Here is a 24210-nt window from a genome sequence, read left to right as displayed (position 1 = left end):
CCAAATTGTAAACTTGGCGTTGGGTTTATAACATATGGCTGCATAGTTAAAACATTTGCTCCACAATTTTGGTCACAATCGCAATAAAAAATTATCCCTATTGAGGTTTGATGTGTGGTATTGCCAATTGATCTGCAGTACTTTTTCTATTGATTCCCTCAATTTACTAAAGTTATTGGGCTTGTTCAAATAAACATTGGCACCGTTCACAAAGGTCTCTTCAATATCCTTCTCGGAACAGGAAGTGGAATAAATGGCAATGCACACATCGTTAAGCCTGGAACTGGAACGGATCTCCTTTAAGCACTGCATTCCGTTTTTAATGGGCATGTTCAAATCCAAAAAAATCAAATTGGGCAAAATAATGTTGGGAAGATTGAGATAATCCATCAATTCCTGCCCATCGTTCAACAACGATAGCTTGGTGCGTATGGCAATATCCTCCATGGCTTCCTGAAAAAATAAGCGGTCGTCTTCATCGTCATCCGCCAGGGCAACATTAAGGATTTGGTTGCCGGGATTTGAGGGAAGTATATTCATATAGTTTGTTGTATTCTATTGTCCTTTCGCTTTTCCAAAATATTTAGAAACTTGGTAGGCGTCAATCCAGTAATTTTTTTAAACTGACCGGATAAATGTGCCACGCTACTATAGTTTAAACGATAGGCTATTTCTGTTAATGTTAGGTCGGTGTTCGCTATTAGGTCCTTGGCAAGATCGACCTTTCGCAAAATCACAAAATTCTCTATGGAGGTATAGGTGGTTTCAGAAAAAAGGTTGGATAGATAGGTGTAGGAATAATTGAGCTTATCGGCAAGGTATACGGAAACCTTGTGCGACCTGAGGCCGTCATCTTCCAACATTTCATTAATGGTATTCTTGATGCGTTGCACCAAAGCTGTACGTTGGTCGCTCAAGACATAAATGCCATAGGCGCCCAAATTGGTGACCAATTGCTCCATTTCTTGGGCCGAAAGCGTCCTTTTAACTTCTATTTCACCTGTGCCGTGGAGAACGTGGGGTATGTTCAATTTATCCAATTGCTCCTTTAAAATGGTTTTACAAGTGATGTTTATATCATATTTGACGCTAATGTTCATTCCTATTCTGCATATTTGGTAAAGCCGTTAAAATGGTTGGGGCAGACCTTTGCAAGTTTAGAATAAATTTAGATAATTATTTAACAGTATTGTCGTGTTTTTGACCAATAATGAACTTTCACCATTACAATGGATTAGACTGTTGTGCAATTGATCGGTACTTAAAAAAATATTGGGAACGAACCCATTTACCACTTTTTAAGTACAACATGCCAATAAAAGTTGAACTTTTATGATTGTTGGAAAGAAAGGATTTTTGAGGTGATAGCATTTACAGGCCATAAAAAATATGGCCTTGTGATATGCAAAACTTATACCTTGAAAGAAAGGTAAACTTCTAACGCTTTAGGATTGATTCGTAAAGCTGATGAATCGTACCTGATTAAGAATCTATACTTGCCCTGTCGGATACATTTTCCTTTGGAATGGCCTTAAAGAATTCGGTCGCGTCCAAATCTGCATTGGGGCCATATCCCAACAAATGGGTGCCCTTTTTTCCGTCTTTGGTCTCCAGAACGTATAGTATGGACATGTCCGATGGATTGCTCATCCCCTCATAACGGTGGTCCGCAACAATAAAGATATCTTCCGGACTGTAGCTCTCCTTGGTTTTGGAGGCTATCAATTTCCCTTCATCAAATCTAAAATTTGTGGTGTATCCTTTTTCTTGGTACACTTTTATATAATCTTTCTCATGTTTTGCATATTCACTTTCCATACTTCTCAATTTTAATCAAAAGTGTGATAATAGTTGGATTTACGTTGACACATTAGCTAACTTTCTTGACCCATTTAAAAATAAAATTGGCAGATGATTGAAAAATATGCTTAATTAACGGTTTAAAACCAAAATAAGGTCTTTGGCTTATCTTATTGTCCAAGGACGACCATAATAAATGAACGTTACATTTGAAGTTAGCGATTCCGATGTCAAACAACTCATAAATGATCTGGCAGAAAGTTTTCAGGTGGACATCGAAGAAGAGAACAATGAATACTGTCTTCGGGTACCGGCCAAGATAGGCTCCGGCTTTATCAAGGGAACCCATTTTGAAAACGGCGTCGGGGTCTTGGAGTTTGACTGCCGATTAAAAAAAGAACTGGTCCTGGAGTACCAGAAGGGACTCATACACCCTTTAAAGTTGGTCTTTAACAGGGAATCCACTATTGTACATCAATTTGATGGAATGGACGAGACCCACGAAATACAGCGGTTGGAGAATGTTATTTTATCCAGCACCCCCCAAAACAACCATGTGTTCAGGTTTCCTCCGGACCAACCCATATGTACATTCAGCCTAGAAATTAACAGGAAACTGTTCGAGGACAAAATCAGTGAATTCCTTCCTGAAATGAACGAGGATCTTATGGAACTTTTTCGTGACCTGAACGGCACCCAAACTTTTTACCACAAGGCGCACTACAGTTTGGAAATCGCAAAATTTATGGAAGAATTCACCGAATGCGATTTAACGGATTTTATGAGAACGGTCTACCAAGAGGGCAAGGCTTACGAGATTTTGTCACACCAACTGCAACAATATCTCGATGACCTGAACGGCAACGGTAAGCATAAAATATTGAGGCAGGCCACGCTGTCAAAAATTGAAAAAGCTGCAGAAATAATCCATGATGAAATCAACAGAATGGACAATATTGTAAGCTTGGCAAAAAGAGTGGGGCTCAACCAAACCACTTTACAACTCGGTTTTAAAAGGCTCTACAATGCCTCGGTGAACGAATATATCCGAAACTACAGGATCGAGAAGACCAAGGAGTTTTTGGAAAAAACGGATATGAACATTACCGAAATAAGTTTTAAGGTCGGTATCAATTCCAGGAGTTACCTCTCCAAACTTTTCAAGGAAAAGTACGGCATATCGCCCAAGGAATACCATAAGCAGGTAAAAAACGGGCACTCCGAGTAAGTACAGGAAGTTAGGTTGGCCGCGTTGGCGTCTTACTTCTGGCCTATATCCTCCAACCTTCTTATAATGGTAAGGTCATGGGAAATTTTGTTCATTTGGCGTCGGATCAACAGTTCGGTGCTGGGAAGTAGCCCGATTTCCTCCAACACTCCGCGATATTCGTCAAGGACCGCTTTTTCGGCCATTATGGCCTCTTCAAACATGGATTCATCATTATTTGATGAAAAAAATGCCATTACATCCGTCCAACTTTCATGCAAAGTTCCCGCAGAACCAACATTCATGAGTATTTGTTGATTGAACTTCATCATTTCGGTTTTCAACTGGTGCCCAAACCGGCAACGTTCCGAGGCCTTTTCCAGAAAAAAGTTCTTTAATGCTGCACTGACCGCCCGTTTTGACGCCTTATCAAAACCGTTCTCCGTGCTATATATCTTTTCAAGAAGATTGTTGAGCTTCTTCCCCATTGTAGGTGATTCATCCATTGGTTTAGGTATTTAAAGTTATTTGGATGCTCAGTTTTTTGGGGAACTACATCCGCTTTAATAAAATTATCCCAAGTAGTGGATTCACGTTTATCCTATAAAATAGATTGTTGACCCATTTGATCAATATCGCCACTTTAGTGGCGGCCATCTTTTGGGTCAACATTTTATTTAAATATGTCAAAGTTGTACTTCAAAAATAAATAGCTTCGAATTGTTAAGGTGGGAATTTTGCACTGCCTTGCCAACGAAATCAAAATAACCCCATTATGAAAAAGAAAGATCAAAAGCAGTCCGAGGAAAATACAGAGTTCGTTAAAAACAAAGAAAATCCAAAACGCAACTATATCTTTAAAAATAGCCGTATCACTAAACTTGGCTTTGTGATAATCTTGGCCATTTTGATTCTTATTGTTTTTGGAATAATACTTTCTGGAATGTTCTTTGAATCCCCTGTTTAATTTTGGAGCAAGCAATGACCAATGCATGGTTATTGACTTGCCCCTATCATTTATTTTTTAACTCTCCCATTCATTCTTAAAGGCAAAATCTTCTTGGGGCATCCGTTGTCGGTCTGCCCTTTCGCTTTCTTGAAGATCTTTGGATAGGTCATCCAATTCGCCCCCATAATATCCTATTGCTATGGCCGAAGAAACGTGATAACCTTCCGGCACATTGAATCTTTTTTGTGCCTTTTTCCAATCCACACCGGCCATGTGGTGAAGAGCTATGTCCAGGTATTGTGCTTGGACGGTCATATTGCCCAAACTCAGTCCCAGATCATGGGGTGCATGGAAGTTTTCCTTTCCATCATCAGTTTCTTTTTTATAAATGGCCAGCACCAATATGGGTGCTTTGGATGCCCACTTCTTGTTAAAATCGCTCAAACAATCCACGATTTTGTCAAAAGCTTCGGATTCCCGTTCTGCATAGATAAATCTCCACGGCTGTAGATTGTTGGAACTTGCGGCCCAACGCGCAGCTTCGAAAAGTTGCCGTAGTTGATTTTCTTCGATTTTCTGGTCCCCAAATATTCTTGGACTATATCGCTGCTTTAGCAAAGCAAAGATTTCATGGTCCGTATCCGCTATTTTACTTAGTCTGATTTGTTCTAGTTCGTTCAACATTGCAATTTTTTTTGTTTAATAAATTATACTGATTCCAAAACTTTTTAATTAGTTCAAAACGGTTTTGTTTTGACACTAATGAGGTTTGTATTTATTGGTAAGTACATTTTTAAGCACTTAATTGCTGGTTTTCCCGGGGGTTGCCATATTCCCTTTTATATATTCGAACGATTACCAAGAAAAGGTTGATGAGCAAAGGACCAAAAACCAATCCAATGAAACCGAACAAGGGTATACCCACGATTACGCCTATTAAAGTTATCAATGGATGTACGTTGTCCAATTTTTTGAGCACGTAAAGCCTAATAAGATTGTCCGTTAAGCCTACCACAACAATACCATACACCAACACGCCCCAAGCTTGAAACGTTTGCCCATTGCTCAGGGTGAGGATAAATACCGGCACGGTACCCAAAAGGTTGCCCACAAAGGGGATCATGGAACCGATGGTGACCATCACCGCCCAAAAAAATGGGTTCTCTATTCCAAAAATCAAAAAACCGATCAAGGCAACCGCCCCTTGGGCCAGGGCCACCAGAGGTATTCCCAAGGTGTTTGCCCTAACAATATCGTTGATCTCATTCCCTATTACCTTAAGGTTCTTGTTGCTTATGGGGATATAGTCAAAAAGGGATTTATAAAGTTTTTTCTGGTTGGTGAGCATATAAAAAAGCAGAAAATACATTATGGATATGGCAATCACCGTATTAAAAGTACCGCCGACCAAACCTTCGAGATTGTTGGTAAGCCATTTCGAAATCCCAGAGGCATCTATTTGGGAACTGAGCTTGTACCCTATCAGGTTTTCAAAATATTGTATCTGCGACTTTATAATGGAAGTCACCTTCTCCGAATTCTCTATCGCCTTGCTGATTTTGTTTCCCAACATGAGAAAAGCCCCAGAGATCGGCAATAAAATAATAAAAAAGGATATCACCATTAACAGGCTTGCTGCCAATGTCTCGTTCCACCCCTTGTCCACCAACTTTTTCATTGGCCTTTTTAAAAGAACGAACAAGGTTATAGTACCCAAAACCCCGGAAAAATAAGGGGCCATTTCAAACATGATCAACCCTCCCAATGTCAAAATCAGCAGGAGGATAAAAATTTGTCGTATAATTTTGGGCGCTATATAGTTCATGCACTTAAACGAATTGGTTATGTTGTCTCTTTTAATGGTTCCTTAGGGCATGGATAAGCTCATCCTTGGTCATAGTGGAACGGCCCTCTATACCCACCATCTTGGCCTTGTCATAAAGTTTATCCTTGGTCCACTCTTCATATGGGCTTGCCTCTCCCCCTTTTTTTCCGGAATCGGGAGTGTTTGCGATTCGGGCCGATTTCTCCTTGCTGTATCCCTTATCGCGCAAAGCTTCATATTGTTCTTCGTTCTTAATTCTTGGATTTGGCATAGCCTTCTTTTTTTATTTGATGTAGGAGATACAACCTACACTTCAAAATTTAAAAATTAGAGGGGCAGAGCTTGCTCCATTTGACTTTTTTATTGCCCTTAAAGGATTAAAAACAAATTTTAGGTCAGGAGAATACTGGAGTGATGCATTAAGGTCAAAAATTTTGCGTTCCGGGTCAACACTTTGAAATATAAAGCAATAGCTTGGCTATAAAGAATTATTAATCTAAAATTTTACGAATATGAACAGCGATCAGTTAGAAGGTAAATGGAAACAAGTCAAAGGAAAGTTCAAAGAAAAATATGGTGAGCTTACCGATAATGATTTAACGTATTCCGAAGGAAAGTTTGACCAAATGTTGGGCAGACTCCAAGAAAAGACCGGAAATTCCAAAGAAGAACTAAAAAAGGAGATCGAGAGGTTATAGGAAACATCAAATCTGCTTTAAGTAAGGTCCTCAAAATATTTTTGAGGACTTTTTTTTGTTCCGTGCTCCCTAATCTTTCGAATCAATGTTCAACAATCTTGTCCTTTTTGAGCAAGGAAGCCAGAACGCCCAGACCAAGTGCCAAGGCAATAAAGCCCAAAGATATCCATTTGGGAAAGGCAATATGATGTGACAAGATCATTTTGAGCCCCACAAAACTTAGGATAGCCACCAAACTGTACTTTAGGTATTGGAACTTGTTGATCATATGTGCCAAGAAGAAATACATGGACCTAAGCCCCAAAATGGCAAATATGTTGGAGCTGAAGACCAAAAAAGGGTCGGATGTGATGGCCAATATGGCAGGTACACTGTCCAAGGCAAACAAAACATCGGTGAACTCAATAATTATCAATGCCATGAACAAGGGCGTGGCCGCCGTAATGTGGCGTAGTTTTACAAAAAACTTTTGCCCGTCCATATGGGAGGTAATTGGCATTATTTTTCTCAGGTTACGATAGATAAATGATTTTTTTGGCTCGAAGGGTTTTTCCTTGGAAGTCACCATTCTAATGGCTGTAAAAATCAAAAATGCCCCGAAAATGTAAATGGTAAAACTAAATTTATTGATGAGGGCCACCCCAAAAAATATCATTAGGGCCCTAAACACTATAGCCCCTAAAATTCCCCAGAACAGCACACGGTGCTGGTATTTTTGGGGTATTTGAAACGAGGTGAAAATTACGGCTATGACAAAGATGTTGTCTATGCTCAACGAAAGTTCTATCAGGTATCCGGTGATATAGTTAATGGTGGCCTCCATAGGCTCCAGTCCATCGACATTATCTATTTTTCCTGTACTGTAAAGCCAGTAAACTACTCCCGAGAACAAAAGGGACAAAGAAACCCATATCGTAGTCCAAATCGAAGCTTCCCTAACACTTATAACATGGGCGTTTTTGTTGAATACGCCCAAATCCAATGCCAAAAAAACAAGAATCCCCAACAGGAAGAAAATCCAAACTGTCATAAGCTTTTTATATTACGGACCGAAATTAAAAAAAGGAACCAACCTCCTCCCTAAAACACTTTATAATAAAATGTTAAACTGAGCGTCCATAGGTCCAATGGCAATGGATTGTAACGCAAACTGCAAGAAATCACAAAAAATTGGATTCCAGACGCAGAACTGGTCGAAATTGAAAATATTGGCCATTTGCCCACTACTTTAAAAATAGCTCAACAGTTTCAAAAAAACTTTTATCCGAACCACATACGGAACAAACATAACCACAAGGCACATCCTCGAACTTTGTTTTGGGCGTTACACCGGATTTGATGTCTCCGATTGCATCGTCGTAAACGGTCAGACAATTTTTACATTGATGGACCTCGCGTTTTACATCCTCCTCTATTGTTTTGTTTTCTTCAGGAACGCTCTTCTCCTGACCGAGCTGCTGAAAATATTTCTTGCTCAACTCCATCAATAGTTCGGGAAGTTCACTTTTGTCCACATCCTGGGCGTAGACCATGTATATTCTTGTATTGGGATCAAAATCTTTAAAGTGACACACATTAAAGGTCGGGCTCACATTATAATCCTCTCCGATTTTTGTGGTCGGGTTCTGCTCTATCACAATGGACGAAAAATGGGATTTTTTCCCCACATCCTTGCTAATCCCAAAGGTGAGCCCATACGTACTGATATCGTTTTGGTCGAATTTGTTGACCAAGTACCGTTTAAGCTCCAAAGTATCCTGATCATCAACCGGCAAATGCCAGTTCATCTCCAACTGTGAATGTCGCACATTAATGCCCCGCTGTCCAAGAAATCGTTCCAATGCCGGCCGCGACTCTTTGGAAATGCCCTTAATGATAAAGGATTTCCATGGGGTAATGCATATTTTTCCAATACTATTGTCCAAGCAGAAACCGCACAGTGCTTTTAGAAATTGAAGGTCGTACCGGTTATTTCGCCAATACAACCCCAACCAATATTGATCTAGGCCCATTCGGTTCATACCTTCGTAATAGGGAAAGGTCACCAATGGTATTTGTAGCTCTTTTTTGATTGCTCTATTGTTGGTCGCCTGCAATCGCTCGTTCAAAACGGCAAAAAGCTGTTCAACATTATCCATGGTATAATAGACCTCTTCTATGGCCTTACAGACCGAAACAATGTCCCAACTGTAGATCAATACGGGGTAGTAGGCATCTTGCTTCCAGTGTGGCAATAGAATGTTCAGGTACCAATAGTCCTCCTCTTCAGAAGCCACAAAATTGAGGTTTCCGCTAAAAATGGGCACCAACCGTTGTTTTGGGTCGGTTATATTTACCTTTAACTTGGGCATATAATCAAATTGCTCCAACAAATAGAGGTAGGTAGATCCTTTGAGCCAATGGGTCGCATCAAAAATGTCTGCCGAAACGTAAGAGCATACAATGTTCTGATAGGATCGGTCGGCAACAATGTCCGTATTGTACTTGGAGTTCTTTTCCAATCGGTCTTTGTTGGTATTTACCAAAGGGAATAAAATATCCTGCCTTGAGCCAAAGTAAACTTCCGACAGCCCGGCCGTTTCGAGCATGGCGATACTGTCCTTAAGCTCTCCTGGCGAGGTAATGCCCCCGCTTATCAAAATTCTGTGCAAATCGTCGTTCATGGCATCAGACCATTATTGTTTTTCTTTGTGTGTTCAATATTGCCTGAACCTCTGGTTTACAGCTTCCGCACCCCAATCCTGCACCCGTTTGGGAGCATAATTGGGCAAAATCCGTGCATCCGCCCGCTATGGCATCTTTAATATTGCCATCCCCAACTTGACTGCAGGAACAGACCAAGTTTCCTTTTAGCGGTTCCATCGTGGAAGTTCCCCGCAACAATTCTTCTCTTTTTTCCGAAAGTTCTATTTCTTCCTCTATGAGTCGCTTAAACTCGGCAAACTCATTTTTATCCCCCATCAGAATAGCCCCTTTCAAGGTATCGTCCTTTACAATGCACTTTTTATAGAACCGCTTGCTCACATCCATCAATAAAATTTCCTCGTAGGAAGGATCGTTCTTCGGAGCATTGACCATTCCAATGCTACAGAGATCAAGGTTCTCAAACTTTAAAATGTTCATCAACACGGAACCGCCATACATGCTTCCCAAATCCCCAAGGATATAATTTGCGGCCACATCGGCCTGTTGTTCGGCTGCCGAGGTAATGCCATATAGTGCGTTCTCAAATTCTGCAATTTCGCCCAATGCAAATATGGACGGATCGCTGGTTTTAAGATACGCATCCACCATAACGCCCCTTCGTGTGTCAAGGCCGGCTTCTGTGGCCAACGATATATTGGGGCTGGTTCCAATGGCATAAACAATGGCATTGCAACGTAAGGTCCTGCCCGTTTTCAGGTTGGCCATCAAAGTGTATTGCGACTCTTCATCTTCGAAAATAGTACTCACCTCATTATCAAAAAACAATTGTATTCCCCTTTCTGATACATCTTCGGCCAACAATTTGCTGGAAACAGGGTCCAATTGGCGTTCCATTAATCTTGGCGCACGTTGTATGATGCTGATGTTGATGTTGATTTTTTTCAACGCAGCTGCCAGTTCAAGTCCTAGAAGGCCTCCTCCCACGATAACCACATGCTGTTCGCTGGGGGAGAGCTTTGTTTTGGACAGATAGTTTTTGAGTCGGTCCGCATCCCCCCTTTCCCTCATCGTAAACCTACCGGGGAGATCCATGCGCACTTCATTGGGCACAAAGGCCTTGCTACCTGTGGCCAATATCAATAGATCATAAGTGTGTACGTTGGCAAAATCATCAGTTACCGTTTTGCCGTTACGGTCGATGTGTTTGATGCCATTGTTGGGATATAATCTCACCTTAAGCTTTTCAAGTTCACCTTGTTTCAATTTTTGAAGGGCCTCCCACGACAATTCTTCATTCACATATTCTGGAAGCAGAACACGGTTGTAAAATGGATGTTCTTCTTTGGAAAATACATGGATTTCATCGGTTCTGTTCTTTTCCCGATAGGTCTGGATAAACCGATAAGCAGCCGCCCCGGCACCAACAACAACTATTTTTTGTGGGGGTTTGCTATATTTTTCAACCTGAACGGCACAATATTTAAAGTCGGGCTCCTTGGAAATCGGGTCCACAATATCGTTGGTAAGATTATTGGCCCTGCTAAAATCATTGTTCAAGATCTTTCCCCAGTGCATTGGGAGAAAAACAACCCTTTCGCGAATATCGTAATTGATCTTGACCTTGACCCTTACAGTTCCACGTCTGCTCCTTATCACGGCAATATCGCCTTCCTTAAGATTTCGAACATAGGCATCCACCTTGTTCATTTCTAGAAAAGGAGATGGAATGTGGGTCAATAGTCGTTTTACTTTTCCCGTTTTGGTACGGGTGTGCCATTGATCCCTGATTCTTCCCGTATTGAGCACCAATGGAAAGTCCTGAGAAGTGATCTCTGATTTGTTGTACAGATTTCTGGGCGCATTAAAGTGTACCTTTCCATTTGCGGTAAAATATTTCTGATCCTGAAACAGGCGTGGGGTACCCTTGTGTTCGGGCGAAGGTACCGGCCATTGGAAACTTCCCTCCTTTTTGAGCCGTTCGTGGGACAGTCCAGAGATATCAATATTGGTCCCTTTGGTCATCAAACAATATTCATCGTAAACTTCGGAAACACTGTTATAGTCAAAACCTCCATAGCCCATTTCCTGGGCAAACCTCCACAAGATTTCTGCATCGGGCAGGGCCTCGCCAGGAGCATCGATCACCTTGGGCAAATAACTTATCCTACGTTCGGAATTGGTCATGGTGCCCTCTTTTTCCAACCAACCTGCCGCTGGCAACAACAAATCCGCATATTTTGTGGTCTCGGAATTATGGGAAATATCCTGAACAATCACAAAATTGGCCTTTTCGAGCGCTTTTTCAATCTTTTTGGCATTGGGCAAACTCACAACGGGGTTGGTGCAAATAATCCATATTGCTTTCATTTTCCCGGACTCCAAGGCATCGAACATTTCCGTTGCCGTAAGCCCTGGCTCACCCTTGATTTCCTTTCCACCCCAAAATTGCTGTACTTCTTCCCTGTGTCTTGGATTTCCCAGATCGCGATGGGCCGCCAATAAACTGGCCATCCCCCCTACTTCTCGACCTCCCATGGCATTGGGCTGCCCCGTTAACGAAAACGGCCCGGAACCGGGCTTGCCAATCTGCCCAGTTAACAAGGAAAGGTTCAATAATGAAACATTTTTGTCCACCCCAATAACGCTTTGGTTCAGCCCCATGGTCCACATGCTGATGAATCCTTTGGCATCCGCGATCATCTTGGCGGCCTTTTGTATTTCCCCTGCCGTTATTCCACACTTTTCCGCAGCCTTGCGAATGGAAAGCTCGAACGCCATCTGCTTGCAGGCTTCAAAATTGGAAGTATGTTTTTGTATGAACGATGTATCTATCTTCTTCTTTTCAATCAACCATCTTGCCATGGCATTGAACAAAATAACATCGGTTCCTGGCAAAATCTGTAAGTGTAAATCCGCCAAAGCACAGGTCTGCGTCTTGCGCGGATCCACTACGATCAATTTAACCTTGGGGTTTTGCTCCTTATGTTTTTCAATACGGCGAAACAATATGGGGTGGCACCATGCCGGGTTGGCTCCAGCGATCAAAAAGCAATCTGCCAACTCTATATCGGCATAGGCGATGGGCACGGCATCGTTGCCCACTGTTTTCTTATACCCCACTACGGCAGAGCTCATACATAGCCGAGAGTTGGTATCTATATTATTGGTCCCCAAAAAACCCTTGGTCAGCTTGTTCGCCAAATAATATTCCTCGGTAAGGCACTGGCCCGACACATAAAGTCCCACACTGTCCGGACCGTGTTTTTCCATGATGCTCCCAAAAACTGCTGCTGCCCTTTTGAAGGCCATATCCCAGGTGACCCGCTGCATGGGGTGGTTTCTACTCCATCGCATTTCCGGGTACAGTATCCTATCCTTGGTATCTTGGGCCACATAATTCAAGGTTTTTCCTTTGGAACAGAGCATTCCTTTGTTCACGGGGTACTCCTCGTCACCGGTTACGGACAATATGCCCTTTGCATCTTTGGAAACCGTAATGCCACAGCCCACACCACAATACGAACAAATAGTTTTATGTGTATTTTTTTCCAGCATTCTACTAACAGCATATTTTTGATGTTGAAAGTTAAAAAAATACGTATAAATACGTAGTGTCAATTCAATAAAAACGATGCTCTAAATCGAGAGAATGATAAAAAAAGTACCAAAAGGTTGAAGAAATGAAATTTACACCAAATTGTGCTTGTTGGCTTTTTTGGAAAGATCGATTAAATTTTTCACTTCCATCTTTTTCATCAGGTTGAAGCGATGCGTTTCTATGGTACGTTTACTGTTCTGAAGTTTTTCCGAAATCTCTTTGTTGGTATAACCTGCCAAAACCAGTTCCAGCACTTTAAGCTCTTTATTGGTAAGATCAAAAGGGTTGTTTTTATTGGCTTTTGATGATGGTTCGTTTGCCTTGCTATCGGAACTGAACAAATTGTTTACCAACACATTGGAAATATCACCGCTAAAATATTTGCCCCCTTCTTGAACCATATGTATGGCCTTTACGAACTCCGCCTTGCCCGTATCCTTTAAAAGATAACCATTGGCCCCGGCCTTGACCGATTTAAGAATGTATTCCTCCGAATCGTGCATGGAAAGAATGATGCACTTTGTACCGGATTGTCCTTTGGCATTGAGTTGCTCTACGGTTTCTATACCGTCCAACTCGGGCATTCGGATGTCAATGATCAAAATATCGGGGGATTTTTCGACCACCATTTTAAGGGCATCCAAACCATTGGACACTTCCCCTATCACATCCAAATCCGGCTCTTCCTCCAACAAAGCACGAATACCGTCCCGGACCAAAGAGTGGTCATCTGCCAAAACTATGCTAATGGTTCGCTGTTCTTCCAAATCTTGCATTGCACAAAAATAATCGAATTATTGAAATACGTAGTGCACAAAAAAAGGCCGTCCCATTTGAAAATGGAACAGCCTTTACACTCACTAACTCCAATAATCAATCTTTCTTGTCCGTTGAGAACAACTTGGGCTTAATGATCAACATGGCCCAAGCCCAATTTTGCATATGGGCAGCCTCGGCCTCGGCCAAACCCTTAAGTTCATACATGCCATCGGCAGGGAATAATTGGGAATATCCGACTTTAAGGGCATACCCATTGAATTTTTGTGTGAATACCAAATCGACTTCGGTGCCCAAAGATTTTTCACCACTGGGCAAACCTTGTTCGGCCTGAAAGTTTAAGACTTTGGCCATAAGACCCGATTTTTCACCCAAAGCTATATTGGCACTTAGATGGACATCCAACAATCCAACGGAATTGGCATGATTGCCCACATAGAAATAATCCATGAAGCCATTAAACTTATGGTTGGTACCGTACAGCGGAAAAAATGCACCTGTCTCACCTGGTGTTCGATCATCATTTCCACTAATTATTTCGAACCCGGCCCCTAATCCAATAGTGCCCGAAGCTTTATAGCTAGCATCCAGACCCAGCAAATAAGCTCCTTTTACATCGATCTCGCCCTGTCTTTCCCCGATCTGAAGAAATGCATTGGCCGCCAATCCAAAGTTTTTCTTTTTATAGGTTAAATAGGTTCCAATGGTCTGTAAATTGCTCACCCCATTTGCCCCATCATTTTCATCAAAATTTTGAAAACCGTTATTGAGCACCAGCAAACTTGTTGTAAAATTTTCCCATTTTTGTTTTAGATAAAGCATCTGCATGGTCTTGTAACTAAAAAAACCTGTGGTGCCGTAGGTATTTCCCTCGGATTGAAATCCGCTTGGGTCATCAAAATCTTGATTGTAGGCAAGGGCGAGATCAAGCTCAAAATCTTCTTTTGCATATCGCATCAAGGCAGCATCATGGTTTCGGGCCTGTTGTGTCCAATCCACTTCGCCCAAAATGCGTTCGTCATCGTAAGAAAGCACCTGTCTTCCCAATTTTGTATACCAACCGGAACCCAAATCAATTTGGGCCCATGCCTCAAAAATGGCAAAGGAATTGTTCTCATCATCGGGTCTCAACTGTCGGTTTTCCCCCCAGACCATAACATCTTGCAAGCTTGTATAAAAGGTGTACTTATCGATTTGGTATTTAGCGTTCAGACGAATCCGCGTAGCGGTGGCAAAACCAGGTTCGGACGCTTCGGAAATCAAACCTCCAAAGCCATTTCTATATTCTGTCCTTGGTCGAAACTGCCCGTCCAAAACAAATTGGGCAAAGGAAAGATGCGCTCCAAAAAGGAATAGGCACACCAAGAGTCCTTTTTTACTGATAAACTTCATATTACATAGTTTTTGGTTGATTTATTCAGGAAGTTTGATGGCCAAAAAAGTCAGTTCTCTACGGTGGACATTGCCATTTTGCCTTCCATTTCCTGAAGCACGGCCTCTTCATCGGCAGTCGAGAAACGAATGGCAAATGCACTGATAGCTGCTATTACCACAAAAATTCCAATGATGAAATAACCGCTCGATACGGCGCCGGAGGCAGCCGCCGATTGTGCCGCTCTAACAGCTTCTTCTCCCAAGGATGCATTGGCCTTTATTGCGGCGCTCTCTGCTACGGCCGATTTGGATTTAAGGAACAGGGCCGCTAAAAATGCCCCAACATTCCCCCCTGCGCCCACGATTCCGGAAATGGAACCAATAGCTTTTTTATTGATAAAGGGAACTACGGAAAATGTGGCACCCTCGGCCATTTGTACCGTAAGGCTAAAGGCTACCAAAAAGACGATTCCCACCGCAAGACTAGTGGTGAGCGAGAACACGGAAAGCATGACACCTTCGGCCATCAAAATAAAAGTGAGGAACAATACACGGCCGCGAAGGCCTTTTAATTTTCCAAAGCGATCCCCGAAGAAGCCCCCCAAGGTTCGGGCAAAAATGTTCATCAGGGCGAAGGACAAAACAATGTTTCCGGCCGTGATCCTCTCCAAACCAAAGGTATTTTGCAAGTAATCGTCCATAGTACCATAAACAGTAAGCTCCATTCCAAAACATGCAGCATACACCAAAAACAATATCCAAACGCGATAATCCTTTAAGGTACTTGCGAAAGAAACCTTATCCTTTTTTAAAACGGGCATGTTGCCCGTTCTCCGCAATTCGGCAAAATTTCCTTCTGGTGTATCTTGGGTAAAGAAGAAATAGGCAAGTCCCATCGCAAAGCAAACGACACCGGCAATGACCATGGAATAGCGCCAAGCAACCTCATCGGCCACCCCGAAACTCACCACCGCGGCCGCGATCAATGGCATTCCCAATCTATTTGCACCACCTCCAAGGTTCCCCCACCCGGCTGAAGTCGCATTAGCGGTACCCACTATGTTTGGGGCGAACATTATAGAGGTATGGAACTGGGTAATAACAAAGGATGCGCCTATGAACCCTATAAAAAAGCGACAGAGCAAAAACTGGAAAGGTGTTTGAACCAGACCAATTAAAATTACCGGGATGGACCCGATAATCAACAACCAGGTATAACAGAGTCGCGGCCCGAATTTATCACATAACTTACCTATGAGCAATCGTGCAAAAACTGTCCCGGTAACCGCTAAAATAATAGAGTTCCATTTCTGTGCTGGCGTAAGCCCCAAATCCCTCACAACATCGGGCATAAACGGAACAATCCCGAACCATGCAAAAAAACAAATGAAGAAAGCAATGGCTGATATCCAAAATGTCCTTATTGGAATACTTTTAAGGTTCAGAAGATTTAATCGTGTGGCTTTCATAGTACTTAGATTAATTGATTAGATAATCAAATCTAAGTATTTATACGTATTTATAGATATGTAAAACTAAATAACTACGTATTTTTGTGGGATGAACAAATAATGGCCACCATTTTACAACATCTTAAAATTTAGGCACTTATTATTAATGATTCACAAGTTATTGAGGATGGCATGTGAACCAACTACTATTAAGGTATGGATTTAGAGTTCCACGCCCACAACCCTTTGAATTGCATCTTCAAAAAATGATGGATGGTCGGCTACCACATCGCCTATGACAATGATTCCGGGACTGGACTCATCCAAATCAAGCGATAAACGCACTGCGTCGCTCAAGGTTCCCGTTACACATTTTTCATTGGGCAGCGTTCCATTTTGAATAATTGCAAGTGGCGTATAACTTTCCCTGTAACGGCCAATTTCCATGGCAATTTCGACCAGTTTTCGAATACCCATCAATATCACCAGTGTTGCCGAAGATTGTGCGGCCAATTGAATATCCTTGGAGAGATTGCCTTCCCTTGTGGTTGCGGTAACCACCCAAAAGCTATTGCTCACCCCTCGTTTGGTCACAGCTATCCCTTGACTTGCAGGAACTGCAGTTGCACTGGAAATACCTGGCACTATAGCTACCGGAATCCCGAATGATTCAATACACTCAAGTTCCTCCGACCCCCTACCAAAAACAAAAGGATCCCCACCCTTTAATCGAACAGCATGACCATACTTCAATGCATTTTCTACAATGAGCATATTGATTTTTTCTTGGGAAAAGCTATGTTTTCCACATCGCTTTCCTACGTATATTTTTGGAATATGCCCACCAACCTCTTTCAACAAGGCGACATCCGTCAAGGCATCGTACAAAACCACATCAGCTTGCTGTAAAACCCTCAAACCCCTTACGGTAATCAAATCGGAGGAGCCTGGACCAGCTCCTACCAAGCTTACTCTTGCTTCCTTCATGCCTTGCTTCATCATAAATATTTGTTTTGATTTTTATGGATTTCTCAACAAGGATACGTATTTATTTTCAAAAAAACACAAAATATATACGTACTTATACTTAATTTTGATTCGTATTTCAAAATCACATGGATATGAAAACAGTAATTGTAGTAGGAAATGGAATGGTGGGGTATAAGTTTTGCGAAAAATTCATCGCCACACCTTCAAATAATGCATATAAATTGATTGTCTTCGGTGATGAACCCAGACCGGCCTACGACAGGGTGCATCTTAGTGAGTATTTTGAAAACCAAGATGCCAAAGCCTTGGAGCTTGCCCCTGCTACATGGTACAAAAAAAACGGTATTGAACTTATTACAGGGCAACGCGTAACGGACATTAAAAAAGAGAAACGGGAGATCCATACGGATGCCGGTGATTCACATAGCTATGATTACTTGGTACTGGCCACAGGCTCCGTTCCATTTGTACCGCCTATCTCGGGAGTGGAAAAAGAAGGTGTTTTTGTTTATCGTACCATAGAGGATTTGGAAGAGATGATGGCCTATGCCTCACAAATAAAAGCTATTAAGCCCAATGGAAGGGCGGCAATCCTGGGTGGTGGCCTGTTGGGACTGGAAGCTGGAAAAGCGGTGCTGGATATGGGATTGGAACCCCACGTGGTCGAGTTTGCCCCAAAATTGATGCCCAGACAACTGGACAGCAGGAGCAGTAATGTGCTCCAGTTAAAATTGGAATCCATGGGGATTCAAGTCCATTTGAGCAAGGCCGCCAACCAAATTTTGGGCGATAAGGTAATCGAAGGAATGGAGTTTGGGGAAGATGACCGGTTGGACGTGGATATGTTGATCATATCAGCAGGAATACGGCCAAGAGATGAACTTGGAAGGACTTGCGGCCTTGAAATGGGTACACGTGGCGGAATCGTAGTCAATAACAAGATGCAAACATCGGCAGAAGATATTTTCGCCATTGGCGAAGTGGCCCTTTACAATCAAATGATATATGGCCTTGTTGCTCCCGGATATGAAATGGCCGACGTGGCCGTCAACCAAATATTGGGCAACCGAGAAGTTGTAATGCCCGACGATATTGATATGTCCACCAAATTGAAACTCATGGGCGTGGACGTGGCCAGTTTTGGCACTCCCTATATGCCAGCAGATAGAGGGTTGTCCATCATTTTTGAAAATAAGACAAAGCACCTCTACAAGAGAATCAATGTGAGCCACGATAGAAAAACACTTTTAGGGGGCATTCTCGTAGGAGATGCTTCCGACTACAATATGCTGCACCAAATGTACTTGAACGGCATGGCATTGCCCGAAAATGCGGAAGAATTGATCGTAGGTGCACGTGGCGAGGGAGGTTCTGCCTTTGGCAGTGCCATGGACCTACCGGATACCGCCCAAATATGCTCCTGTGAGAGCATCACCAAAGGGAACATCTGCTCATCGCTCTTGGACGGCAAAAGTGAATCTTTGAAAGATGTAATCCAATGCACCAAGGCCACCACGGGCTGCGGTGGATGCAAGCCCATGGTCACGGAGTTGGTCAACGAGACCCTTAAATCCATGGGGAAAGAAGTAAAAGATGTTATTTGCGAGCATTTTGAATATACCCGACAAGAGCTTTACGGCATTGTCAAGGTAAAGGGCATCAGCACTTACAATGAAGCCTTGGACAAATGTGGAAAAGGGCACGGCTGCGAAGTGTGCAAGCCTGCCCTGGCCTCCATTTTTGCCACCATTTATAATGATACTGCCAATAAAGAAGATGTGATACAGGACTCCAACGACCGTTTTTTGGCCAATATCCAAAGAAATGGTTCCTATTCAGTGGTGCCCAGGATTCCCGGAGGGGAAATCACCCCCGACAAATTGATCGTATTGGGCGATGTGGCCAAGGAATATGGTTTGTACACCAAAATTACCGGAGGACAGCGCATCGACCTTTTTGGTGCCGAACTTAACGACCTTCCCGCTATCTGGAAAAAACTCATCGATGCCGGTTTTGAAAGTGGCCATGCCTACGGAAAAGCGTTGCGGACCGTAAAAAGCTGTGTCGGTTCCACTTGGTGCCGTTACGGTATGGACGAAAGTGTAAGCTTTGCCATTGAACTTGAGGATAGATATAAAGGAATACGATCCCCGCACAAACTAAAGGGAGGTGTATCCGGGTGCATACGTGAGTGCGCCGAGGCCCGGGGAAAGGATTTTGGCGTAATTGCGGTAGAAGGCGGATGGAACCTTTATGTATGTGGAAACGGTGGTGCTACGCCGAAACATGCACAATTATTGGCAGAGCAAATTGATAACGAAACCGTCATCAAGTATTTAGATCGTTTTTTAATGTACTACATCCGCACAGCGGCCCCATTGATGCGTACCGCAGCTTGGCTCGAAAAACTCGAGGGCGGTATTGAGCAACTCAAAAAAGTGGTGGTCGAGGACAGCCTGAACATTGCCCAAGAGCTTGAAATGGATATGCAGTCCCTTGTCGACAAATATGAATGTGAATGGAAACAGGCCGTGGAAAACGAAGAGATCGGTAAACGCTTCAAGCATTTTGTGAATACCGATGACAGGGACGACAATTTGGTGTTTGTGCCCATGAGGGAACAGAAAATGCCAGAACCATGGACCAATTAATCTAAAAGTTATGGATACTTTATTACAACATTACAACCCGGTTTCAACAAATCAAGTGAAGACTTGGTTCAAGGCTTGTCTGGAAAAAGATATTCCAGAAAATGGCGGAGCCTGTATCAAATATCAGAACAAGCAAATCGCCATCTTTAACTACAAACGCAAACAAAAATGGTACGCCTGTCAAAACCTTTGCCCGCATAAAATGGAAATGGTTTTGTCCAGGGGAATGATCGGAGATACCGAAGGTATTCCCAAAATCGCCTGCCCAATGCACAAAAAGACCTTTTCACTGGAAACCGGGGAAAATCTCAATGGCGATTTGCCCTCCATAGCCACTTTTCCGGTAAAATTGGAGAATGGCTTTGTGTATATTGGTTTTTCTGAATAGTTTTAATAAAACCAATATATATGGGCATGTCCAAAAAACTTTTGGAAGCATTTAAGTTGTTTGATGAAGCCAATGCAAAAGATCCCAATACGGAACATTTTGAAGGGGCAGCATTCCCTAAAGAACTTTTGTATGCAAAGCGGATGACGGACATCTTGAACGATTTTGAACCCAGTGCGTCTGAAGCATTGCAATTAACGGCACGCTGTCAACACATCTGTCGATGGGAAATCCCCAGGGAATCCTACGAGATGAACCGGGCGGGGTACCTTAAATGGAGGCAGGAACTTAAAAAGTTCCATGCAGAGAAGGCCAGTAGCATATTGCACAAAGTAGGCTATGATGAAGATACAATCGATAGGGTATCTTTTTTGTTGCTGAAAAAACAACTAAAAAAAGATGGGGAGACCCAAACCTTGGAAGATGTTATCTGCTTGGTTTTCTTAAAATATTACTACGAGCCCTTTCTAGCAAAACACGATGATGACAAAATAATATCGATCCTGCAAAAAACCTGGAAAAAGATGTCCGAAAAAGGGCATAAAGCTGCCTTGGGCCTTTCTTACTCCGATAGAGGACTGGAACTGGTGACCAGGGCAATCTCCAACTAAACCCGTATCATGGCCGAAGTGAACAATACAAAAAACCAACAACAGAATCTGGATGTCTCTACTTTCCAAAGATTCAGAAAGTGGTACCTGTTGGCCCTTTCGGCTATAGCGCTCACCATCATTGTGGCCCAAATCCTGATACAACAGCACCTCAACTCCCAATTAAATGACTCACGGGTGATCAACGTGGCGGGCCGGCAGCGCGCGTACAGTCAAAAATTGGTCAAAGAAGCCCTATTGTTGCAAAGTGGGGAACTTAGTAAAAATGAGCGGCAAGAGCTTTTGCTAAGATTGGACAACACTCTTTTGGTGTGGAAAACCTCCCACGATGGACTTCAAAATGGCAATGATAGTATAGGTCTGCCCAAGGAGGACAATCCGTCCATCTTAAAACATTTTCAAGAACTTTCCCCGCACCACGATGCCATGGTCAATGCCGTGGAAAACATGCTGAAGCATGAAGATAGTACGTTACACGAGCAAGAGTTGGCCATTTTATTGGCGAACGAAGGTCCGTTTTTAGATAAAATGGACACTATTGTCAATGAGTACGATGCCATCAGCAAGGAACGCCTACAAAGGCTAAAGTTCAAAGAGTATTTGTTGCTTGCTTTTTCTTTGCTGATATTGGTTCTTGAGGTGTTCTTTATTTTCAGGCCATTATCCATTCAAATAAAGGAAATCATACAAAAATTGGTGAAGAGCAGATTACGATCTGAGCAGGACGCCCAAGAAATCAAAAAAATATTCCAAGAGAAGGAAAAATCCCTCCAAGAACTCAAGGAGCTCAACTTTGTAATCGACAATGCCGCTCTTTTTGCCAGCGCACGTAGCGATGGCACGGTGGTTTTTATCAGTAAAAAATTCCTGAGCCTTTTGGAGTCCCCAGATATTCCGCCGAATGCCCAGCTCGCCGAAATATTGACCAAAGATGAGGGCCAACGGCAGTACTTGAACGAGGTATTGACCAAACCAAGAAAAAGTATCCGGTCGGAAGAAATAGAGATCACGACCAACTCAGGAAACAAATTGTGGATGGACCTCTCCATCATTCCCATGCACCGGACAAGTCTACGGCAAAGTGTTCTTATTCTGTGCTCCGATATTACCGAACGTAAGCGAAACCAAGAAAAAGTGGAGCAGCTCACGCGTGAGAATTATGAGGATCGGGTACACCAAAAACAAATGCAGGCCAGTCTTATTGTAGAAGGTCAGGAAGAGGAACGCAAACGCATCGCTAAGGACATTCATGATGGCATAGGCCAAATGTTGACAGCCCTTCGATTCAATATTGAATCCATCAATCTTGACCAAAAGGAACGTAGCAGGGAGAAAATAGAGTATCTTAAATCGCTTACCGGAGATTTGATCAAAGGGGTGCGGACGGCCACCTTTAACCTTACTCCTCCCGAACTCAGTGACCATGGTATTTTTCCCGCATTGCAAAAAATGACATCGGAACTGAGCAAACTTACGGGGCAGCACATTTTGTTCGAGAACAAAGCCGAGGAGAACATCCGGTTTGATTCGCTGGCGGAAACCAATATTTATCGGGTTACCCAAGAAGCAGTGAACAATGCCATCAAATATGCCGATGCGAGCTACATATTGGTCACTATTAACCATACCGATAGCTTATTGAGCGTTGTTATTGATGATGATGGAAAAGGTTTTGACCCCGAAATATTGGACAAACCTCCAAAAAATAGCAGTGATGGCGGCATGGGAGTGTTTTTTATGAAAGAGCGAATGAGCTATATTAATGGTAGATTGTTCATTCGGTCCCGACCTGGCGAAGGAACCCGGGTAACCATCAATTATAATTTAACGGATAACAAAATTGCAAAGAACGAGCCATATGAAGATTAGGATCAAAGGAAATTCAATTCGCTTTAGATTGACCAAAACCGAGGTGGAGACCTTTTGTAAAACGGGAAGCTACCAAGAGACCACGGATTTTGGCAACAAGATGCTCACTTACGCGCTCCAAGGCAAAAAAGACATCGATGTGCTTGAGGCCTCTTTTACGGGCAATGCCATTACCTTGTACCTCAATGACAAGGAACGGTCTACTTGGGCCAAATCGGACAGGGTCGGTTTTGATGGCACTATGGATTTGCCCAACGGCAACCAATTATTCCTACTACTGGAAAAAGATTTTGCCTGTCTGGACAATACCACCGAAGATCAATCCGACAATTACCCCAACCCCCTGAGCGGTAGCAATGCGTGCTAAGCAAACTTGAAGGGTCAAGCTAATTAGGTCTCTATTTCTTCTTAATTACCCTGAAAAGGTGCAAATCAATGAATTAGGGAGTAGTTCATTCCCTCGTCAATAATAATTCCATCATGGCCAGTGAGGATGCCTTTCCGATTTATACTAAACAAGTGCGTTCACTATCGATGGAATCCTACAATAAATTATTTGGATATCGGATTGAACCCAGTGTTTAATTGTGAAGGAATTATTTATTAAATTATTGTTTTCCAGTATATTGAAACGTTTTAAACTGTTCATACTGTAAAAGTCAAAACATAAGTAAAATGCTTCAAAAGTCATATAAAACTACAACAATGATTGTAAATGTTTGCGACCAATGGCCACATTCTTGATATGATTTTAGATGGTTTTAAATGAATTCAAACGATATGCTTAAAAACACAAAATACTAAGAATCAAATGATTAACAGTGTTTTGTCTTGACCTATTTCTAGGTTCTTCGGGTTGGCAGCACTTGTACCCCCTACCCCATTATTCTATATACCAATCGATTAGGTGTTTCAAAAACTTCACTGCCAACCGATTTTCGACCAAACTTTAAAATGAACTTGAAGTAATTTGCTTTACTTTCTGATTTTTATGAAGATAACATTCTTAAATACACTAAACAAGCCTACTTTATTTGTGAATTAGAAAGGCTTCAATGACCAAAAATGTATCTCAAATCATAGGTAATATGTACTGCTCTGAAACTTTTGTCTATGTGGAAGATACTTTCTTGAGGAATTTCAATTGAGCTGACTGATTCTTTTGTTCATAGATTTGAACAAAACAAGTTATTTGACAAATATTCCAAACTTTAACCTTTTAATATAAGTACATAAAGTAAGAGTGATTTAATGGATTCTTTGTGGTAAAGTAGGGAATATCTTCAGCTTGATGAAACAGACCATAATATATCTTCTTGCCACTTCGGAAGCTAATAAATGCTATTTTTATAATTTCATTTTTCATTACCATTAGT

The 24210-nt window shown here is 42.3% G+C and carries 22 protein-coding genes; 8 read left to right on the top strand and 14 right to left on the bottom strand.

Going from position 1 to position 24210, the window contains the following annotated elements; genetic code table 11:
- Positions 1 to 72: 72 nt before the first annotated feature.
- The 3 genes from GVT53_RS04815 to GVT53_RS04805 all read right to left on the bottom strand — a co-directional run bounded on the left by GVT53_RS04815 (position 73) and on the right by GVT53_RS04805 (position 1818).
- A complete protein-coding gene (locus tag GVT53_RS04815) occupies positions 73 to 540 on the bottom strand; it encodes a response regulator (RefSeq protein ID WP_166247682.1) in 468 nt (155 codons plus the stop codon).
- On the bottom strand, positions 537 to 1100 hold the full coding sequence (locus GVT53_RS04810; protein ID WP_166247681.1) for an AraC family transcriptional regulator: 564 nt from the start codon (positions 1098 to 1100) through the stop codon (positions 537 to 539). The genes GVT53_RS04815 and GVT53_RS04810 overlap by 4 nt, the downstream gene beginning before the upstream one ends.
- A gap of 382 nt (positions 1101 to 1482) precedes the next feature.
- On the bottom strand, positions 1483 to 1818 hold the full coding sequence (locus GVT53_RS04805; protein ID WP_166247680.1) for a hypothetical protein: 336 nt from the start codon (positions 1816 to 1818) through the stop codon (positions 1483 to 1485).
- A 178-nt stretch (positions 1819 to 1996) separates the two neighbouring features.
- Here GVT53_RS04805 and GVT53_RS04800 point away from each other — a divergent pair, with 178 nt between their 5' ends.
- Positions 1997 to 3028, top strand: a complete 1032-nt coding sequence (locus GVT53_RS04800; RefSeq protein WP_166247679.1) for a helix-turn-helix transcriptional regulator — start codon at positions 1997 to 1999, stop codon at positions 3026 to 3028.
- 32 nt (positions 3029 to 3060) lie between these two features.
- Here the strand turns inward: GVT53_RS04800 and GVT53_RS04795 are convergent, their stop codons facing one another.
- On the bottom strand, positions 3061 to 3513 hold the full coding sequence (locus tag GVT53_RS04795; protein ID WP_166247678.1) for a DUF2383 domain-containing protein: 453 nt from the start codon (positions 3511 to 3513) through the stop codon (positions 3061 to 3063).
- A gap of 269 nt (positions 3514 to 3782) precedes the next feature.
- Between GVT53_RS04795 and GVT53_RS04790 the strand changes: the two genes are divergently transcribed.
- Positions 3783 to 3974: a hypothetical protein gene (locus tag GVT53_RS04790; RefSeq protein WP_166247677.1), complete on the top strand. Its 192-nt coding sequence runs from the start codon at positions 3783 to 3785 to the stop codon at positions 3972 to 3974.
- Positions 3975 to 4031: 57 nt separating this feature from the next.
- Here the strand turns inward: GVT53_RS04790 and GVT53_RS04785 are convergent, their stop codons facing one another.
- From GVT53_RS04785 to GVT53_RS04775, 3 genes are all read right to left on the bottom strand, one after another.
- The gene (locus GVT53_RS04785; RefSeq protein ID WP_166247676.1) at positions 4032 to 4640 is read right to left on the bottom strand and encodes a nitroreductase family protein; all 609 of its coding nucleotides are present in this window, start codon (positions 4638 to 4640) and stop codon (positions 4032 to 4034) included.
- A gap of 109 nt (positions 4641 to 4749) precedes the next feature.
- Positions 4750 to 5781 carry an AI-2E family transporter gene (locus GVT53_RS04780; RefSeq protein WP_166247675.1) on the bottom strand — a complete coding sequence of 344 codons (1032 nt, stop codon included), beginning with the start codon at positions 5779 to 5781 and terminating at the stop codon, positions 4750 to 4752.
- Between the two features lie 31 nt (positions 5782 to 5812).
- Positions 5813 to 6052, bottom strand: a complete 240-nt coding sequence (locus GVT53_RS04775; protein WP_166247674.1) for a DUF7218 family protein — start codon at positions 6050 to 6052, stop codon at positions 5813 to 5815.
- Positions 6053 to 6293: 241 nt separating this feature from the next.
- On the opposite strand from GVT53_RS04775, the gene GVT53_RS04770 reads away from it, so the two are divergent.
- Positions 6294 to 6479, top strand: a complete 186-nt coding sequence (locus GVT53_RS04770; RefSeq protein WP_166247673.1) for a CsbD family protein — start codon at positions 6294 to 6296, stop codon at positions 6477 to 6479.
- A gap of 82 nt (positions 6480 to 6561) precedes the next feature.
- On the opposite strand, the gene GVT53_RS04765 is transcribed toward GVT53_RS04770, so the two are convergent.
- The 7 genes from GVT53_RS04765 to cobA form a co-directional block, all read right to left on the bottom strand.
- Positions 6562 to 7509 carry a TerC family protein gene (locus GVT53_RS04765; protein ID WP_166247672.1) on the bottom strand — a complete coding sequence of 316 codons (948 nt, stop codon included), beginning with the start codon at positions 7507 to 7509 and terminating at the stop codon, positions 6562 to 6564.
- Between the two features lie 193 nt (positions 7510 to 7702).
- Positions 7703 to 9142 (bottom strand): rubredoxin, encoded by a 1440-nt coding sequence (locus tag GVT53_RS04760; RefSeq protein ID WP_166247671.1) that lies wholly within the window; start codon positions 9140 to 9142, stop codon positions 7703 to 7705.
- Between the two features lie 4 nt (positions 9143 to 9146).
- A complete protein-coding gene (locus tag GVT53_RS04755) occupies positions 9147 to 12680 on the bottom strand; it encodes a nitrate reductase (protein ID WP_166247670.1) in 3534 nt (1177 codons plus the stop codon).
- Positions 12681 to 12812: 132 nt separating this feature from the next.
- A complete protein-coding gene (locus GVT53_RS04750; protein WP_166247669.1) occupies positions 12813 to 13499 on the bottom strand; it encodes a response regulator transcription factor in 687 nt (228 codons plus the stop codon).
- Between the two features lie 97 nt (positions 13500 to 13596).
- On the bottom strand, positions 13597 to 14892 hold the full coding sequence (locus GVT53_RS04745; RefSeq protein ID WP_166247668.1) for an alginate export family protein: 1296 nt from the start codon (positions 14890 to 14892) through the stop codon (positions 13597 to 13599).
- Between the two features lie 50 nt (positions 14893 to 14942).
- Positions 14943 to 16343: an MFS transporter gene (locus GVT53_RS04740; protein ID WP_166247667.1), complete on the bottom strand. Its 1401-nt coding sequence runs from the start codon at positions 16341 to 16343 to the stop codon at positions 14943 to 14945.
- A gap of 204 nt (positions 16344 to 16547) precedes the next feature.
- The gene (gene cobA, locus GVT53_RS04735) at positions 16548 to 17327 is read right to left on the bottom strand and encodes a uroporphyrinogen-III C-methyltransferase (RefSeq protein ID WP_309474619.1); all 780 of its coding nucleotides are present in this window, start codon (positions 17325 to 17327) and stop codon (positions 16548 to 16550) included.
- Positions 17328 to 17446: 119 nt separating this feature from the next.
- On the opposite strand from cobA, the gene nirB reads away from it, so the two are divergent.
- The 5 genes from nirB to GVT53_RS04710 are packed head-to-tail and all read left to right on the top strand — an operon-like array spanning position 17447 to position 23201.
- The gene (gene nirB / locus GVT53_RS04730) at positions 17447 to 19966 is read left to right on the top strand and encodes a nitrite reductase large subunit NirB (RefSeq protein ID WP_166247666.1); all 2520 of its coding nucleotides are present in this window, start codon (positions 17447 to 17449) and stop codon (positions 19964 to 19966) included.
- Between the two features lie 10 nt (positions 19967 to 19976).
- Positions 19977 to 20354, top strand: a complete 378-nt coding sequence (gene nirD / locus GVT53_RS04725; protein ID WP_166247665.1) for a nitrite reductase small subunit NirD — start codon at positions 19977 to 19979, stop codon at positions 20352 to 20354.
- Between the two features lie 20 nt (positions 20355 to 20374).
- A complete protein-coding gene (locus GVT53_RS04720) occupies positions 20375 to 20965 on the top strand; it encodes a DUF4202 domain-containing protein (RefSeq protein WP_166247664.1) in 591 nt (196 codons plus the stop codon).
- A gap of 9 nt (positions 20966 to 20974) precedes the next feature.
- Positions 20975 to 22834: a sensor histidine kinase gene (locus tag GVT53_RS04715; RefSeq protein WP_166247663.1), complete on the top strand. Its 1860-nt coding sequence runs from the start codon at positions 20975 to 20977 to the stop codon at positions 22832 to 22834.
- Positions 22824 to 23201, top strand: a complete 378-nt coding sequence (locus tag GVT53_RS04710) for a DUF7009 family protein (protein WP_166247662.1) — start codon at positions 22824 to 22826, stop codon at positions 23199 to 23201. Before GVT53_RS04715 ends, GVT53_RS04710 begins: the two co-directional genes overlap by 11 nt.
- Positions 23202 to 24210: the final 1009 nt, after the last annotated feature.

Source organism: Flagellimonas oceani (assembly GCF_011068285.1).
Taxonomy (GTDB): domain Bacteria; phylum Bacteroidota; class Bacteroidia; order Flavobacteriales; family Flavobacteriaceae; genus Flagellimonas; species Flagellimonas oceani.
This window is presented reverse-complemented; position numbering and strand designations above follow the sequence as displayed.